The 14,297-nt window shown below is 60.5% G+C and carries 14 protein-coding genes and 1 pseudogene; 12 read left to right on the top strand and 3 right to left on the bottom strand.

Going from position 1 to position 14,297, the window contains the following annotated elements:
* Positions 1-121: 121 nt before the first annotated feature.
* From V6S97_RS18320 to aroQ, 7 genes are all read left to right on the top strand, one after another.
* Entirely contained in the window at positions 122-790 is a 669-nt protein-coding gene (locus tag V6S97_RS18320) for an amino acid ABC transporter permease (protein ID WP_060724457.1), read from the top strand.
* Positions 791-800: 10 nt separating this feature from the next.
* The gene (locus tag V6S97_RS18315) at positions 801-1,451 is read left to right on the top strand and encodes an amino acid ABC transporter permease (protein ID WP_060727295.1); all 651 of its coding nucleotides are present in this window, start codon (positions 801-803) and stop codon (positions 1,449-1,451) included.
* A 40-nt stretch (positions 1,452-1,491) separates the two neighbouring features.
* Entirely contained in the window at positions 1,492-2,331 is an 840-nt protein-coding gene (locus tag V6S97_RS18310) for a transporter substrate-binding domain-containing protein (RefSeq protein ID WP_003505503.1), read from the top strand.
* 30 nt (positions 2,332-2,361) lie between these two features.
* Positions 2,362-3,201 (top strand): transporter substrate-binding domain-containing protein, encoded by an 840-nt coding sequence (locus V6S97_RS18305; RefSeq protein WP_334427588.1) that lies wholly within the window; start codon positions 2,362-2,364, stop codon positions 3,199-3,201.
* A 29-nt stretch (positions 3,202-3,230) separates the two neighbouring features.
* Positions 3,231-3,989, top strand: a complete 759-nt coding sequence (locus V6S97_RS18300) for an amino acid ABC transporter ATP-binding protein (RefSeq protein WP_003505500.1) — start codon at positions 3,231-3,233, stop codon at positions 3,987-3,989.
* A gap of 72 nt (positions 3,990-4,061) precedes the next feature.
* Entirely contained in the window at positions 4,062-4,931 is an 870-nt protein-coding gene (locus tag V6S97_RS18295; protein ID WP_111791411.1) for a shikimate dehydrogenase, read from the top strand.
* Positions 4,928-5,371 carry a type II 3-dehydroquinate dehydratase gene (gene aroQ, locus V6S97_RS18290; RefSeq protein WP_111791400.1) on the top strand — a complete coding sequence of 148 codons (444 nt, stop codon included), beginning with the start codon at positions 4,928-4,930 and terminating at the stop codon, positions 5,369-5,371. The genes V6S97_RS18295 and aroQ overlap by 4 nt, the downstream gene beginning before the upstream one ends.
* Here the strand turns inward: aroQ and V6S97_RS18285 are convergent.
* A complete protein-coding gene (locus V6S97_RS18285; RefSeq protein WP_334427587.1) occupies positions 5,346-6,038 on the bottom strand; it encodes a TetR/AcrR family transcriptional regulator in 693 nt (230 codons plus the stop codon). The two genes, aroQ and V6S97_RS18285, sit on opposite strands and share 26 nt — an antisense overlap.
* A 119-nt stretch (positions 6,039-6,157) precedes the next feature.
* Between V6S97_RS18285 and V6S97_RS18280 the strand changes: the two genes are divergently transcribed.
* Complete coding sequence (locus V6S97_RS18280) at positions 6,158-8,059, top strand: bifunctional sugar phosphate isomerase/epimerase/4-hydroxyphenylpyruvate dioxygenase family protein (protein ID WP_334427653.1); 1,902 nt, start codon at positions 6,158-6,160, stop codon at positions 8,057-8,059.
* 63 nt (positions 8,060-8,122) lie between these two features.
* Here the strand turns inward: V6S97_RS18280 and V6S97_RS18275 are convergent, their stop codons facing one another.
* The gene (locus V6S97_RS18275) at positions 8,123-8,425 is read right to left on the bottom strand and encodes a putative quinol monooxygenase (RefSeq protein WP_020810380.1); all 303 of its coding nucleotides are present in this window, start codon (positions 8,423-8,425) and stop codon (positions 8,123-8,125) included.
* A gap of 412 nt (positions 8,426-8,837) precedes the next feature.
* The gene (locus V6S97_RS18270; protein ID WP_334427586.1) at positions 8,838-9,044 is read right to left on the bottom strand and encodes a hypothetical protein; all 207 of its coding nucleotides are present in this window, start codon (positions 9,042-9,044) and stop codon (positions 8,838-8,840) included.
* Here V6S97_RS18270 and V6S97_RS18265 point away from each other — a divergent pair.
* The 4 genes and pseudogenes from V6S97_RS18265 (at position 9,030) to V6S97_RS18250 (ending at position 14,297) form a co-directional block, all read left to right on the top strand.
* Positions 9,030-10,850: pseudogene (locus V6S97_RS18265) on the top strand (ABC transporter ATP-binding protein). The gene V6S97_RS18270 and the pseudogene V6S97_RS18265 overlap by 15 nt on opposite strands.
* A gap of 44 nt (positions 10,851-10,894) precedes the next feature.
* Positions 10,895-12,430 carry an ABC transporter substrate-binding protein gene (locus V6S97_RS18260; protein ID WP_026363370.1) on the top strand — a complete coding sequence of 512 codons (1,536 nt, stop codon included), beginning with the start codon at positions 10,895-10,897 and terminating at the stop codon, positions 12,428-12,430.
* 88 nt (positions 12,431-12,518) lie between these two features.
* The gene (locus V6S97_RS18255) at positions 12,519-13,442 is read left to right on the top strand and encodes an ABC transporter permease (RefSeq protein WP_003505487.1); all 924 of its coding nucleotides are present in this window, start codon (positions 12,519-12,521) and stop codon (positions 13,440-13,442) included.
* Positions 13,443-13,448: 6 nt separating this feature from the next.
* On the top strand, positions 13,449-14,297 hold the full coding sequence (locus V6S97_RS18250; protein WP_111782092.1) for an ABC transporter permease: 849 nt from the start codon (positions 13,449-13,451) through the stop codon (positions 14,295-14,297).

Raw genomic sequence — 14,297 nt, 5'->3', positions numbered from 1 at the left:
CGACAAGGGTTTGAAGCCTGCAGCGGCACCGACAAATGGAGGGCTTTGGCGCCGCAAGGTTTCCAAAGCGATGCGGGCAAGGCGAAACGCCTGTCCGGACCCGAACGGGTTGGGAGGAAGAATGTCTTACAGTCTCGATTTTTCGGCGGTCATTGACCGCCTGCCCGAGCTGCTTTTGGCGTGTCTGGCGACGATCGGCCTTGCGATTGCGGGCATGTCACTCGCCACCGTCATCGGCGTTCTGGGCGTCGTCGCCCGCCGCTCGCGGTTCAAGCTGCTGCGCGGGCTCGTCATCGGCTTTGTGGAAGCCATCCGCAACACGCCGTTTCTGGTGCAGATATTCTTCATCTTCTTCGCCCTGCCGCAGATCGGCATCAAGCTCAACCCGACGGTAACAGCCATCATTGCGCTGGCTCTCAACGGCGGCGCCTATGCGATTGAAATCATTCGCGGTGGCGTCGATTCCGTTCCCAAAGGCCAGGTCGAGGCGGGACTGGCGCTCGGTCTTCACCGCACCCAAATCTTCCGCCATATCATCCTGAAGCCGGCGCTGCGGGCAGTCTACCCGTCGCTCACCAGCCAGTTCATCATGCTGACGCTGACCACCTCGGTCTGCACCTCGATCGCGGCTTACGAGCTGACCTCCGTGGCGCAGAAGATCGAAGCGGATACGTTCCGGTCCTTCGAGGTCTATTTCTCGATCACGCTGCTTTATCTGGTCATTTCCTCGCTGATGATGGGCATTTTCTCGCTCATCTCCCGCGCATCCTTCAGCTATCCGGTCAAGTGAGGAAAAGACAATGGCATCCATCGGTCCCAACGAACTCTTCTTCCTGCTGCAAGGCCTGAAATGGACGCTTGCGCTGACCATCATCGGCTTTATCGGCGGCGGCGTTTTCGGCCTTTGCGTGGCGCTTGCCCGCGTCGCCGACAGCCCGGCAATCCAGCGTGCCAGCACCGGTTACATCGCCGTTTTCCAGGGCACGCCGCTCCTGATGCAGCTTTTCGTGGTTTATTACGGCGTGGCGCTTGCGGGCTTTAATGTCGATGCGTGGATCGCTGTCGCCATCGCCTTCACGCTGCATGCCAGCGCCTTTCTCGGCGAAATCTGGCGCGGCGGCATCCAGGCGGTGCCGAAGGGCCAGACGGAAGCCGCCAATGCGCTCGGCCTGCATTATATATCGCGCATGAAGGACGTGGTCCTGCCGCAGGCATTCAAGATTTCGCTGCCGGCCACCATCGGTTTCCTCGTGCAGCTCATCAAGGGCACCTCGCTTGCGGCCATTGTCGGCTTCGTCGAGCTGTCGCGCGCCGGCCAGATCGTCTCCAACCAGACGTTCCGCCCGCTCACCGTCTTCGCCCTCGTCGGCGTCATCTATTTCCTGATCTGCTGGCCGCTTTCCCTGTGGGGCGCCAGCGTTGAAAAGCGGCTGCAGACCGCAACCCGCTAAGTCGTGAAGAACTCATCAGCTTTGTAAGGAGGAGCCAAAGATGAAAACCACCAGCATGAAACTCTCTCGTCGCGCCCTGCTCGCGCTCGCCGCGGCAACGGTTGCCCTGCCCTTCGTCGTACCGGTCGATGCTTTCGCCGGTACGGTGGAAGAGGCCAAGGCCAAGGGCAAGGTCGTCATCGGCATTCAGGGCGACAACTCGCCGTGGGGCTTCGTCAATTCCAGCGGCGTACAGGACGGCCTCGATGCCGATATCGGCAAGGCCTTTGCCGACTATCTCGGCGTCAAGGTGGAATTCGTGCCGCTCGCCGTGGCCAACCGCATTCCCGCACTTCTGACCGGCAAGGTCGATCTCCTGTTTGCGACCATGGGCATGACGGCAGAACGCGCCAAGACCATTCAATATTCCAAGCCCTATGCCGGCAACGTGCTCTCCGTCTACGGCCCCAAGGACAAGAAAATCGGCGGCTATGACGATCTCACCGGTATTGACGTCGGCGTGCCGAAATCCAGCGCCATGGATACGGCGATTACCGCCGGCGCCGGCTCCAAGGCCAATATCCTGCGCTTCGATGATGACGCCGCCAATATTCAGGCGCTGATTTCAGGCCAGGTCGAGGTCGTCGGCGGCAACCAGTTCTACGGCGACCGCCTGAACAAGGCTGCCGAAGGCAAATACGAACCGAAGTTCGACCTGACGACGCTTTACAACGGCGCCGGCACCCGCCCGGGTGAAAAGGACTGGAACGAAACCGTCAACGCCTTCCTCGACAAGATCAAGTCCGACGGCCAGCTCGCCAAGATCTACGACAAGTGGATGAAGCGCGAAGTTCCGGCCTTCCCGGACAGCCTGCCCGACATCCCTTTCACCGTGAAGTAACGGCTGTCAGGATTTGGGAGGAGAAAAGCAATGAGGATCTTGAAAACCCTCACGGGTTGGCGAGCAACCGTTGCGGCGGGACTGGCGGCAGCTTTGCTGCCCGTTCTGACGCCCGCAGCGGCGGATGCCAGAACCCTTGACGAGGCAAAAGCCAGCGGCAAGGTCGTAATCGGTATCCAGGGCGATAATGCGCCCTGGGGTTTCATCAATTCCACCGGCGTTCAGGAAGGCTATGATGCCGATCTGGCGAGGGGGTTTGCGGATTATCTGGGGCTGAAGGTGGAGTTCGTGCCGCTCGCAGTCGCCAACCGCATTCCTTCGCTGCGCACCGGCAAGGTCGACGCCCTGTTCGCATCGATGGGGATGACGCCGGAGCGCGCGAAGAACGTGCAATATGCGCAGCCTTACGCGCATAATGTCATGTCGGTCTATGCCACCAAGAACAAGAAGATCGCCAGTTTCGACGATCTGACGGGCATGACCGTCGGTGCGCCGAAATCCAGCCCGATGGACACGGCCTTGACCGCCGGCGCGGGTTCAAAAGCGAATATCCTTCGTTTCGATGACGACGCCGCCACCATTCAGGCGATCCTGTCGGGCCAGATCGAGGCGATCGGCGGCAACCAGTTCTATGGCGACCGGCTTTCGGCCGCCGGCGGCAAGGATTACGAGGTGAAGTTCGACCTCGTGACCCTCTATAACAGCGCCGCCACGCGCCCCGGCGAAAAGGACTGGAACGAAGCGCTGAACGCCTATCTGGACAAGATCAAGGCCAATGGCGACCTCGAAAAAGTCTACGCCAAATGGATGAAGCGCCCGGTGCCGCAGTTTCCGGCCTCGCTTCCCGACATTCCCTACACCGTCAACTAAAACTGCTGCCAAGCATGAAGGAAAGTTCCATGCCGCAATCCGCCGCTCAGGCTCCGCTGATCGCCCTTGAAGGGGTAGGAAAGTGGTATGGAGCCTTCCACGCGCTTAAAAACGTCAACATGACGGTTCGCAAGGGCGAAAAAATCGTTCTTTGCGGCCCGTCCGGTTCGGGCAAATCCACGCTCATCCGCTGTATCAACCATCTGGAGGAGATCCAGGAGGGCAAGATCACGGTCGAGGGAACGACGCTGTCGGATTCCAGCCGCGCCATCGATGCGGTTCGCCGCGAAGTGGGCATGGTGTTCCAGAGCTTCAATCTCTTTCCGCACAAGACCATCATGGAAAACTGCACGCTCGCACCCATGCGGGTGAAGGGTCTTTCCAAGGCCGATGCGGAGGCGACGGCGCGCAAATATCTGGAACGCGTTCGCATTCTCAACCAGGCCGACAAGTACCCGGCCCAGCTTTCCGGCGGCCAGCAGCAGCGCGCGGCAATCGCCCGGGCGCTGTGCATGGAACCGAAGGCCATGCTGTTCGATGAGCCGACCTCGGCGCTCGACCCGGAAATGGTGAAAGAAGTGCTCGACACCATGATCGGCCTTGCCCGCGACGGCATGACGATGATCTGCGTGACCCATGAAATGGGCTTCGCACGGCAGGTGGCCGATCGGGTGATCTTCATGTCGGAAGGAGAGATCATCGAGGAAGGCCCGCCGGAGGAATTCTTCCGCGATCCCAAGCACCAGCGCACGCGCACGTTCCTCGGCGAAATTCTCGCCCACCACTGAGGTTCGCGCGCTCTTAAGGCGGGCGGGAATAATCCCGCCTCTCCCACACCGTCCGATGAGCGACACGTGATCATGACAGAGAAAACATCCTTCAAGGTCGGCCTGATAGGCGCCGATATACAACTTTCCAAATCGCCCGCGCTGCACATGCGCGAAGGGGCGGCCCATGGTCTCGACTATTCCTACGAGCTTGTCGATGTCACCGCCCGCAAACTGCCGGCCAGCGCGCTTCCCGACCTGCTGGACGAGCTGGAGGCGCGCGGTTTTGCCGGCACCAACATCACCCATCCCTTCAAGCAGGCCGTCATACCGCATCTGCACGAACTGTCGGACGATGCCCGCATGCTGGGCGCGGTCAACACCGTCGTCTTTAAGGATGGACGCCGCATCGGTCACAATACCGACTGGTACGGCTTTTACGAAAGCTTCGTTCGCGGCCTGCCGGATGCCAAGCGTGACCGGGCGCTTCTGGTCGGCGCCGGTGGCGCGGGTGTGGCGGTCGCCCATGCCGCGTTAAAGCTCGATATTATCAGTCTCGACATTTTCGACCGGGATTTCCCGCGGGCGCAACAACTGGCCCGGGAGCTCAATGCCCGTTTCGGCGAGGGCCGCGCGCATGCCGTGAACGATCCCGCCGCCTCGCTGCCCTTTGCCGATGGCCTGATTCACGCCACGCCTATGGGCATGCCCGCCCATCCCGGCATGCCGGTCGCGGCCGATCTCATCGAACAGCGGCACTGGGTGGCCGATATAGTCTATATGCCGCTCGTCACCGAGCTGCTGGCGACGGCGGCGAAAAAGGGCTGTCGCACCCTGCCCGGCGGCGGCATGACGGTGTTTCAGGCCGTCGGTGCATTCCGCCTCTTCTGCGGCCGCGAACCGGATGCCGGGCGCATGACCGCGCATTTCACCGAGCTTTGCATGGCGGAGGGCGTAGCATGAGCCTTTTTACGATCCTGAATGGTCCCAACCTCAACCTGCTTGGCCAGCGCCAGCCGGAAATCTACGGCTACGAAACTCTTGCCGATATCGAGGCCAATTGCCGCGCTATCACTGATGCCGCTGGCCACAAGCTGTTTTTTGCCCAGAGCAACCGGGAATATGAGCTGATTGACTGGATCCATGAAGCTCGTGGCAAATCGGCCGGCATCGTCATCAATCCCGGCGCCTTTACCCATACCTCGGTGGCAATCCTCGACGCGTTGAATACCTTTGAGGCGCCCGTGATCGAGGTGCATATCTCAAACATTCACAAGCGCGAGGCCTTCCGGCACCATTCCTATATTTCGCCCCGAGCGGAAGGAGTGATTGCCGGCCTTGGCATCGAAGGTTACGAAGTGGCGCTCAGCCATCTCATCAAGCGCCTTTCGCGATCGTCGTGATATGGGCGGGCGTCAGCACATAACGCAGCACCATGTCGCTGGCATGCCGCGACAAGGTCTCCTGGCCGTCACTGGTGAAGAGGCTGTCGCCAAAGATAAACGAGAAGGTCGCAGCGTTCGAAACGTTAAAAAAGGACAGCGCGCTGATCTGCCAGTGCAGTTCCAGTGCATCGATGCCCTCGCGAAAGACGCCGCGCTTCTGGCCGCGCAACAGCACACTTTCCAGCGCATCGATGGCCGGGCGGTTCAACTGGCGGATCGTTTCGGAAGACTGCATGTGCCGGCCATGATGGATGTTCTCGATCATCACCATGCGGATGAAGGCCGGATTACGCCTGTGGTGATCGAAGGTGAACCGACAGAGCTTGTCGAGCGCCGCCGCCGGCTCCAGATCGTCCAGCTCCAGATCGCTTTCGCCGCCGCGCACCTTGGCATAAGCCTCTTCCAGCACACGCTGGTAAAGGCTCTCCTTGTCGCTGAAATAATAATAGATCATGCGCTTGGAGGTTCGCGTGCGGGCCGCGATCTCGTCTATGCGCGCGCCCGACAGGCCGTTTTGCGAAAACTCTTCCATCGCGACCGAAAGAATGTCCCGGCGCACCCCTTCCGGGTCGCGTTTCGCCTGCCGCGTATCGCGGGCGCCGCTCAAGGTCGTGCTTTTGCTCATGCTTCATTCCCTGGACGGGGCTGCCATCCGGCGGCGTCCCCTTTATTAACCAATTAGTACATAAGGCTGAAAAGGAAGGCAATATGGCGAGCTATGACACAACAAGACACGGCATGCCAATGCGCACATCCATCGCAACCGTGTCGATCAGCGGCGAGTTCCCGGAAAAACTGGCGGCCATCGCCAAGGCGGGCTTTTCCGGCGTGGAAATTTTCGAGAATGATTTCTTGACATATGACGCTTCCCCGCGCGAGGTGAAGGCGCTGGCCGCCGATCACGGGCTGGATATCACGCTCTTCCAGCCATTCCGCGATTTCGAGGGCATGCCGGAACCACACCGCGCCCGCGCCTTCGAACGCGCCCAGCGCAAGTTCGATATCATGGGCGAACTCGGCACCGATCTGATGCTGATCTGCTCGAATGTCTCGCCGGTCTCGCTCGGCGGCATCGACCGCGCCGCCGCCGATTTCCATAAGCTTGGTGAACTGGCCGCAAAACATGGTGTGCGCGTCGGTTACGAGGCGCTGGCCTGGGGCCGCCATATCAGCGATCACCGCGATGCCTGGGAAGTGGTGCGCCGCGCCGACCACGCCAATGTCGGTATCATCCTCGACAGTTTCCACACGCTGTCGCGCAAGATCGACCCCAATTCGATCCGCTCCATTCCCGGCGACAAGATATTCATCGTGCAGCTGGCCGATGCGCCGCTGATCGACATGGACCTGCTCTATTGGAGCCGCCATTTCCGCAACATGCCGGGCGAAGGCGATCTGCCGGTCGTGGATTTCATGCGCGCCGTGGCCGCCACCGGCTATAGCGGTCCGCTGTCGCTCGAAATCTTCAACGACCAGTTCCGCGGCGGCTCGGCCCGCCTGCTTGCCGAAGACGGTCACCGCTCGCTCATCAACCTCATGGATCAGGTGCGGCGTCTCGAACCGGATATCCGCATCGATGTGCCCGCCATGCCGGAACGGGTTGAGACGCAAGGCGTGGAATTCGTGGAATTCACCACCGCGCCGGAAGAAAAGGCCAATCTGGAGGCCCTGCTTGCCACGCTTGGTTTTGAGAAAACCGCACGGCATCGCAACCGCAGTGTCGATCTTTATGCGCAGGGTGACATCCGCATCGTCATCAATACCAGCGATGACGGCGACAGTTTCGCCGGTGCGTCCTATTCCATCCACGGCACCAATGCCTATGCCTTCGGCCTGAAGGTGGATGATGCCGGGGCGGCGCTTGCCCGGGCCGAAGCGCTCGGCGCGCCCACCTTCGCCGAGCCGCGCAAATCAGGCGAAGTCGCCGTTCCCGCCATTCAGGGTGTGGGCAACGGCGTCATCTATTTCCTTGATGCTTCGCCGGCGCTCGCCTCCATCTGGGACAAGGAATTCGTCTCCACGGGCGCCCAGGCAGGGGAAGGCGATGCCGGGTTAAAGCGCATCGATCATCTCGCGCAAACAACGCATTATGATGAAATGCTGACCTGGCTTCTGTTTTACACCTCGCTGTTTTCCACCCGCCGCACGCCGATGGTCGATGTGGTCGATCCGGGCGGGCTGGTACGCAGCCAGGCCATCGAAAGCGTTCCCTCGCCGCATTTCCGCCTGACCATGAACGGTGCGGACAATCGCAAGACCTTCGCCGGCAAATTTCTGGCCGAAGGTTTCGGCACCAGCATCCAGCACATCGCCTTCGCCACCGACGATATTTTCGCGACGGCCAAGGCGATGCAGGCGCGCGGTTTCCACGCCCTGCCGATCTCACGCAATTATTACGATGATCTGGAAGCCCGTTTCGGGCTGGAGCCGGAGTTTTCCGATGCGCTGCGGGCCGCGAGCATTCTTTATGACCGCGACGACAATGGCGAATATTTCCAGATCTACAGCCGCACCTTCGGCGAGGGTTTCTTCTTCGAAATCATCGAAAGGCGTGGGGCCTATGGCGGTTATGGCGCGATGAACGCGCCCTTCCGTATTGCCGCGCAACGGCGGCTTGCGCCTCCGGTCGGCATGCCGAAGGAATAAGTCTCGGCACCGAAATCCGAACAGGCCGCAGCCGGCAGGAACGCCGCTGCGGCCTGATCTCATTCACGCCAGTGTCGTTATCTCGTAGTCGCGTGGAATGGCGGAAGTCACTGTGAACCACTCCGACGCCCGCGTCCGCTGCTGATGAAAGTCAAAGGCGGCACGATCGGCAAAAAGCTCCTCCACCTCCCAGATCAGGGGATCGTCTGTCTCGGACACCTCGAAGGAAATACAGCCGGGTTCCGCTCTGGTCAGGCGAAGATGTTCAGGAAGATGACGCCGGACGAGTTCAATATCATCCGTGGACAAGCACCGTAGAAAGCCCCTCAGCCTGACTGCGCCTGCCTTATTGTTCATGCCCGGCATTCCATTCTCCGTTGCTCTTCATCCATTTTATCAGCAGCGCCCCGCCTGTCACGACCGGCCAGGACAGCGCGCGAATACCGCCACGCGTCCCCAGCTTTGCAAGCTCACTATAAATTTATCCGCCTGACTGCGCCTGGCCAGACGGTTTTTAACGACAATAATCGTGGAATACACGCTTCATTGCGAAGCATTCTTCAGGAACCCGCGCTCAAAATCGGTGCAGCTGCGTATTTGTAGAGCAGTACACAAAAATTGTTCAACACTCTGGACATGATTGTTCGGTTTTGTTAGCTTTTTCGGCAAAACAAGGGTGGGGAATTAGAGTTACATGCGCATCGTCGAATCTGCGGCCGACGCAAATCATCCGGCCGACATTGATGAGGTTGCCTGCGGCGCTTCGATGAAATCGAATCTACCGTGCGTGCGGGCGATAGCCAATGCGCATTCCGCCGACAAAACGGCCTGAAGACATGCAGTTCTTCGCGACATCCCCTTCCTTGCCCATGGCGTCGCCCAGCACGCGCCTGCCCGAGACATTTTCCCCTTCCCCATTTTCAGATGGCCGCGCCAGCTTTGCCGCGTGCGCCACGCCGGAGACGCTGACATGACTGCCGCACACGCAAACGCCCTCCTCTCGGTCGAAGGCCTGAGCGTCGAGTTCGGCAATAGCCGCGTCGTGGACGATATCTCCTTCAGCGTCGAGGCCGGCCGGACGGTCGCGGTCGTCGGCGAATCCGGATCGGGAAAATCGGTCACTTCGCTTTCCACCATGCGCCTTGCGGACATGATGGGTGCGACCTACCCCACCGGCAAAATCCTGTTTGAAGGCAGGGACTTGCTGAAGGTTTCGCAGAAAGCGATGCGCTCGATCCGCGGCAAGGAGATCGCCATGATCTTCCAGGAGCCGATGACCTCGCTCAACCCCGTCTTCACCATCGGCGACCAGATCTGCGAAGTGCTTGTCCTGCACGAAAAGATGGGTAAACAGGCGGCGCTGGCTGAAGCACAGAAGCTGCTCGAAATGGTGCGCCTGCCCGATGCAGCCGAGCTTCTGAAACGTTATCCGCACCAGCTTTCCGGCGGCATGCGCCAGCGCGTGATGATTGCCATGGCGCTCGCCTGCCGGCCGAAGCTTCTGATCGCCGACGAGCCGACCACGGCGCTTGACGTCACCATTCAGGCGCAGATCCTCAACATCATGCGCGACCTGCAGAAGAAGCTCGGCATGGGCATGGTCTTCATCACCCATGATATGGGCGTGGTGGCGGAAATGGCCGATGACGTCGTCGTCATGTGGAAGGGCAAGAAGGTCGAGGAAGGCCCGGTCAAGGATATCTTCGCCAATCCGCAGCATCCTTACACGCGCGCCCTGCTTTCCGCCGTTCCGCGCCTCGGCAGCATGGAAGGCGAAGAGTTTCCGAAGCGCCTGCCGCTTACCGTGCTGCAGGATGGCCAGCCGGTCGTGATCGGCGAGGAGCGCGTGCAAAACACCGCGAAATATGACGCCAAGCCGCTGCTGTCGGTGAAGGATCTGTTTGTCCGCTTCGATATCCGCAAGAACCTGTTCGGCAAGGCGACGCACCGTTGCAGCGCCGTGCAGAAGGTGAGCTTCGATATTCATGCCGGCGAAACGCTGGCGCTGGTCGGCGAATCCGGTTCCGGCAAATCCACCATCGGCCGCACCATCCAGCAGCTGCAGACGGCCATATCAGGCGAAATTGCCTTCAATGGCCGCAGCTATTCGCAGATGTCAGCGGCGGAGCGCTTCCGCATGCGCCAGGAAGTACAATATATCTTCCAGGATCCCTTCGCCTCGCTCGATCCGCGCAAGACGGTCGGTTTTTCGATTGCCGAGCCGATCAACACCCACGGTTTGATCAACGATCAGAAGGCTGTACGGCGGCGGGTGGATGAGTTGCTGGAACGCGTGGGGCTCAGCTCCGAACATGCCGCGCGGTATCCGCACGAGTTTTCCGGCGGTCAGCGCCAGCGTGTCTGCATTGCCCGTGCGCTGGCTTCCGATCCGAAGCTCATCATCGCCGACGAGGCGCTGTCGGCGCTCGACGTCTCCATCCAGGCGCAGATCATCAATCTGTTCATGGACCTTCAGGCCGAACGGGGCCTCGCCTATCTCTTCATCAGCCACGACATGGCTGTCGTGGAAAAGATGAGCCACCGTGTCGCCGTGCTTTATCTCGGCTAGATCATGGAAATGGGCAGCCGTCGGCAGGTCTTCGAAACGCCGACGCATGATTATACCCGCCGCCTGCTTTCGGCCGTGCCGGTCGCCGATCCGACCATCGAGCGTCGCATCGCCATGATCGAGGGCGAAATACCCAATCCCGTGCGCCGTGTCGGCGACGAGCCGGCCATTCTCGCCCATGAGGAAATCAATCCGGGCCACTTCATCGCGAAGAGCGCCTGAATAACAACCAGAACCGCAACAACCATCTGAAGAGGAACAGGTAGATGACAATAATCAAGAAGGGGATGACGACAACGTTCGTCGCACTTGCCATGGCCGCCACGGCCTTTACCGCCGCACCGGCTCTTGCCGCCGGCAAGATGACCATTTCCAGCCCGCAGGATCCGGGCAGCTGGGATCCAATCGACACCTTCCTCGTGCAATGGGCGGCTGTCGCCACCAACATCTTCGACGGCCTGACCTATCGCGGCCCGGATCTGAAGGTTGTGCCCGGCCTTGCCGAATCCTGGGAAGAGCTGGATGAAGGCAAGCGCATCCGCTTCAAGCTGCGCCAGAACGTCAAGTTCCACAATGGCGAGCCCTTCAACGCCGCCGCCGTCAAGTTCACCTTCGAGCGCCTTCTCGGCGAACAGGGTGCCAAGGGCCCGCAGCGCTCCAACTATGTCGCTATCGAAAGTGTCGATGTCATCGACGACTACACCGTCGACATGAAGCTGAAGGCGCCCGATCCGGTGCTGCTGACCAAGCTTGCCGGTTATGGCGGCATGATCGTTCCGCCTGCCTATATCAAGGAAAAGGGTGAGGACAATTTCAACCTCAACCCAGTCGGCACCGGCGCATTCAAATTCGTTTCCTACGCACCGAAGACCAATATCAAGCTGGAAGCCAACCCGGATTACTGGGGCGGTGCGCCAAAGCTTTCCGAACTGGAGTACCGCTTCATCGCCGAGCCGGCGACCGCCGTTGCCGAGTTGCAGGCCGGCCGCGTCGATCTCGTCATTCCGCCCACCATCCCGATCGGCATGATCCCGGTTATCGAGGGCGATTCCAAGCTTGAAATCGTCAGCGTGCCCGGCCCGACGGTCGATGCGCTGCGTTTCAACACCCGTGACGGCATCACCGCCGATCCGAAGGTGCGCAAGGCCATCATCATGGCCGTCGACCGCGGCACCATCGTCAAGTCGATCCTTGCCGGCCAGGCATCGGAGATCGCGAGCTTCCAGAGCGCGCTGTCCTTCGGTTACGATCCGGAACTGAAGCCGCTGCCTTACGATCCCGAAGGTGCGAAAAAGCTGCTCGCGGAAGCCGGCGTCAAGCCGGGTGCGGCGCTGCAGATCGACATCCGCGGCAATGACGCGACGATGAACGAGGTGGCGCAGGTCATTTCCAGCTACCTCTCCATGGTCGGCATCACCGCCACCATCAAGCCCTATGAAACCAACGTGCTGCTGAACGACATCATCCCGCAGGGCAAGACCGGCGCGATGTTCCAGCAGAAATGGGGCGGCTGGACCTTCGATTACGACAACACGGCCTATTCCATGTACCACTCGGGTGAAAAGTGGAACCCCTATGACAAGGACGAGAAGCTGGACAAGCTGCTGGAATCCCAGCGTCCGCTGACCGACCGTGCCGAGCGCGAAAAAATCCTCAAGGAAATCGGCAGCTATACCGCCGAACGCGCGCTGGAAATCCCGCTTTACAACACCAATGCCATTTACGGCATCAACAAGCGGGTCAAGGGTTTCGTCGCGCCGCCGGATAACCGCCTGAAGCTTACCGACGTGACAGTCGAATAAGCGGGTTGATCCTCTGACACGCCGCCTTGTCCGCCTCTCGCGGGCAAGGCGGGATTTCTCTTCCCCGTTTCCTCGCAAGGTAAAAAACGTGGCCGGTTTCCTCATCAAGCGATTGCTGCAGGCGATTTTTGTCGTCATCGCCATCACCCTTCTCGTTTCCTTCGCCATCCGCCTGACGGGCGACCCGGCTGTCACCATGTTCCAGGGCGGCGGCAGCATGACGGAAGACGATCTGGCGCGCATCCGCGCGGCGCTGGGCACCGACCGGCCGTTCTTCGTGCAATATTTCAGCTTCCTGAAGGGTCTCGTGACGCTCGATTTCGGCCGCAGCTTCACCGGCAGCACACCGGTCTCGCGCCTCATCGCCGATGCCCTGCCCGCGACGCTGCTGCTCGCCTTCATCTCCATGGCGGTGTCGATTGCGCTTTCCATCCCGCTCGGCATCAAAGCGGCGACCTCGCGCGGCAAGACGGCCGATCAGGTGATCCGCATCTTCTCACTCGTTGGCCTGTCCTTCCCGAATTTCTGGCTGGCCACCATGCTGGTGCTGCTGTTCTCCATCACGCTCGGCTGGCTGCCGCCAAGCGGCATGGGCGGCTTTGCAAGCTACATCATGCCATCAGTCACCATGGGCGTGATCCTGACCGCCACCAATGTGCGCCTTGTGCGCACGGCCATGCTCGATACGCTGCGCTCGCAATATGTCATGGTGGCGCGCGCCAAGGGCCTGAGCGAAAGCAAGGTTCTCTACAAACACGCGCTGCGCAACTGCGCCATTCCGCTCATCACCTATTTCGGCCTGCAATTCGGCGGGCTGCTCGGCGGTATCGTCGTCATTGAGCGTGTCTTCAACTGGCCGGGCCTCGGCACGCTTGCCTTCGATGCGGTGGGCGCGCGCGACTATCCCGTGCTTCAGGCCGTCATCACCGTGCTGTCGCTGATGATCGTCGGCATCAACCTTCTGGTCGATATCGCCTATGGGCTTGTCGATCCGCGCATCCGCACGGAGTAAGTGACGATGGCTGCCAAAACCTCGCGCCTGTCGCGCTTCACCAATCTCGAATTCATCCTCGGTGCGTCGCTCACGACAGTCATCTGCCTTGCGGTGGTGTTTTCCGACGTGCTGTTTCCCGGCGGCGCGGACAAGATCGACCTGATGGCGCGCCTTGCGAAACCCTTTGCCAACGCCGCCCATCCGCTCGGCACCGATCCGCTCGGGCGTGACGTGCTTGCCCGTGTCGTCGCCGGCGGCAAGATCTCGCTGCTGGTCGGCTTCACCTCGGTCATCGGCGCGGTCATCTTCGGCGTCGCGGTCGGCTTGGTCGCCGGATATTACCGCGGTTTCTGGGATATGCTGGTCATGCGCTTTGCCGATATCCAGCTCGCCATGCCCTTCATTCTGCTTGCCATCACCTTCATCGCCATTGTCGGCGGCAGCCTCACCAACACCATCATCCTCCTGATCGTCTCACAATGGGTGCAATATGCCCGTCTCGTGCGCGGCTCGGTGCTGACGCTGCGGGAGCGGGAATTCATTCTCTCCGCCCGCGCCATCGGCGTGAAGGACTGGCGCATCATTCTCCAGCACCTGCTGCCGAACCTTATCGGCCCTGTCATCGTGCTGATGACGCTCAATGTCGCCAACAATATCCTGCTTGAAAGCAGCCTCACCTTCCTCGGCCTCGGCGTCGATCCGACCATTCCGAGCTGGGGCGGCATGCTGGCGGATGGCCGCACCTATCTGCAGACGGCATGGTGGGTCAGCGTTTTCCCCGGCCTCGCCATTCTGCTCACCGTGCTTGGCCTCAACCTTCTCGGCGACTGGCTGCGTGACAGCCTCGATCCCACCGGCAGAACCTCGAGGTAA

It is taken from the genome of Agrobacterium sp. CCNWLW155 (assembly GCF_036888815.1).
GTDB classification, from domain to species: domain Bacteria; phylum Pseudomonadota; class Alphaproteobacteria; order Rhizobiales; family Rhizobiaceae; genus Agrobacterium; species Agrobacterium radiobacter.
The sequence above is the reverse complement of the archived record's forward strand: the minus strand, read 5'-3'. Positions and strand labels throughout refer to the sequence as shown.

Excerpts from the sequence above, each read along its gene's own strand:
- V6S97_RS18295 (WP_111791411.1), top strand. The coding sequence starts at position 4,062 with ATGACAGAGAAAACATCCTTCAAGGTCGGCCTGATAGGCGCCGATATA.
- V6S97_RS18285 (WP_334427587.1), bottom strand. The coding sequence starts at position 6,038 with ATGAGCAAAAGCACGACCTTGAGCGGCGCCCGCGATACGCGGCAGGCG.
- V6S97_RS18315 (WP_060727295.1), top strand. The coding sequence starts at position 801 with ATGGCATCCATCGGTCCCAACGAACTCTTCTTCCTGCTGCAAGGCCTG.
- aroQ (WP_111791400.1), top strand. The coding sequence starts at position 4,928 with ATGAGCCTTTTTACGATCCTGAATGGTCCCAACCTCAACCTGCTTGGC.
- V6S97_RS18310 (WP_003505503.1), top strand. The coding sequence starts at position 1,492 with ATGAAAACCACCAGCATGAAACTCTCTCGTCGCGCCCTGCTCGCGCTC.
- V6S97_RS18305 (WP_334427588.1), top strand. The coding sequence starts at position 2,362 with ATGAGGATCTTGAAAACCCTCACGGGTTGGCGAGCAACCGTTGCGGCG.
- V6S97_RS18250 (WP_111782092.1), top strand. The coding sequence starts at position 13,449 with ATGGCTGCCAAAACCTCGCGCCTGTCGCGCTTCACCAATCTCGAATTC.
- V6S97_RS18260 (WP_026363370.1), top strand. The coding sequence starts at position 10,895 with ATGACAATAATCAAGAAGGGGATGACGACAACGTTCGTCGCACTTGCC.
- V6S97_RS18275 (WP_020810380.1), bottom strand. The coding sequence starts at position 8,425 with ATGCCGGGCATGAACAATAAGGCAGGCGCAGTCAGGCTGAGGGGCTTT.
- V6S97_RS18280 (WP_334427653.1), top strand. The coding sequence starts at position 6,158 with ATGCGCACATCCATCGCAACCGTGTCGATCAGCGGCGAGTTCCCGGAA.
- V6S97_RS18300 (WP_003505500.1), top strand. The coding sequence starts at position 3,231 with ATGCCGCAATCCGCCGCTCAGGCTCCGCTGATCGCCCTTGAAGGGGTA.
- V6S97_RS18320 (WP_060724457.1), top strand. The coding sequence starts at position 122 with ATGTCTTACAGTCTCGATTTTTCGGCGGTCATTGACCGCCTGCCCGAG.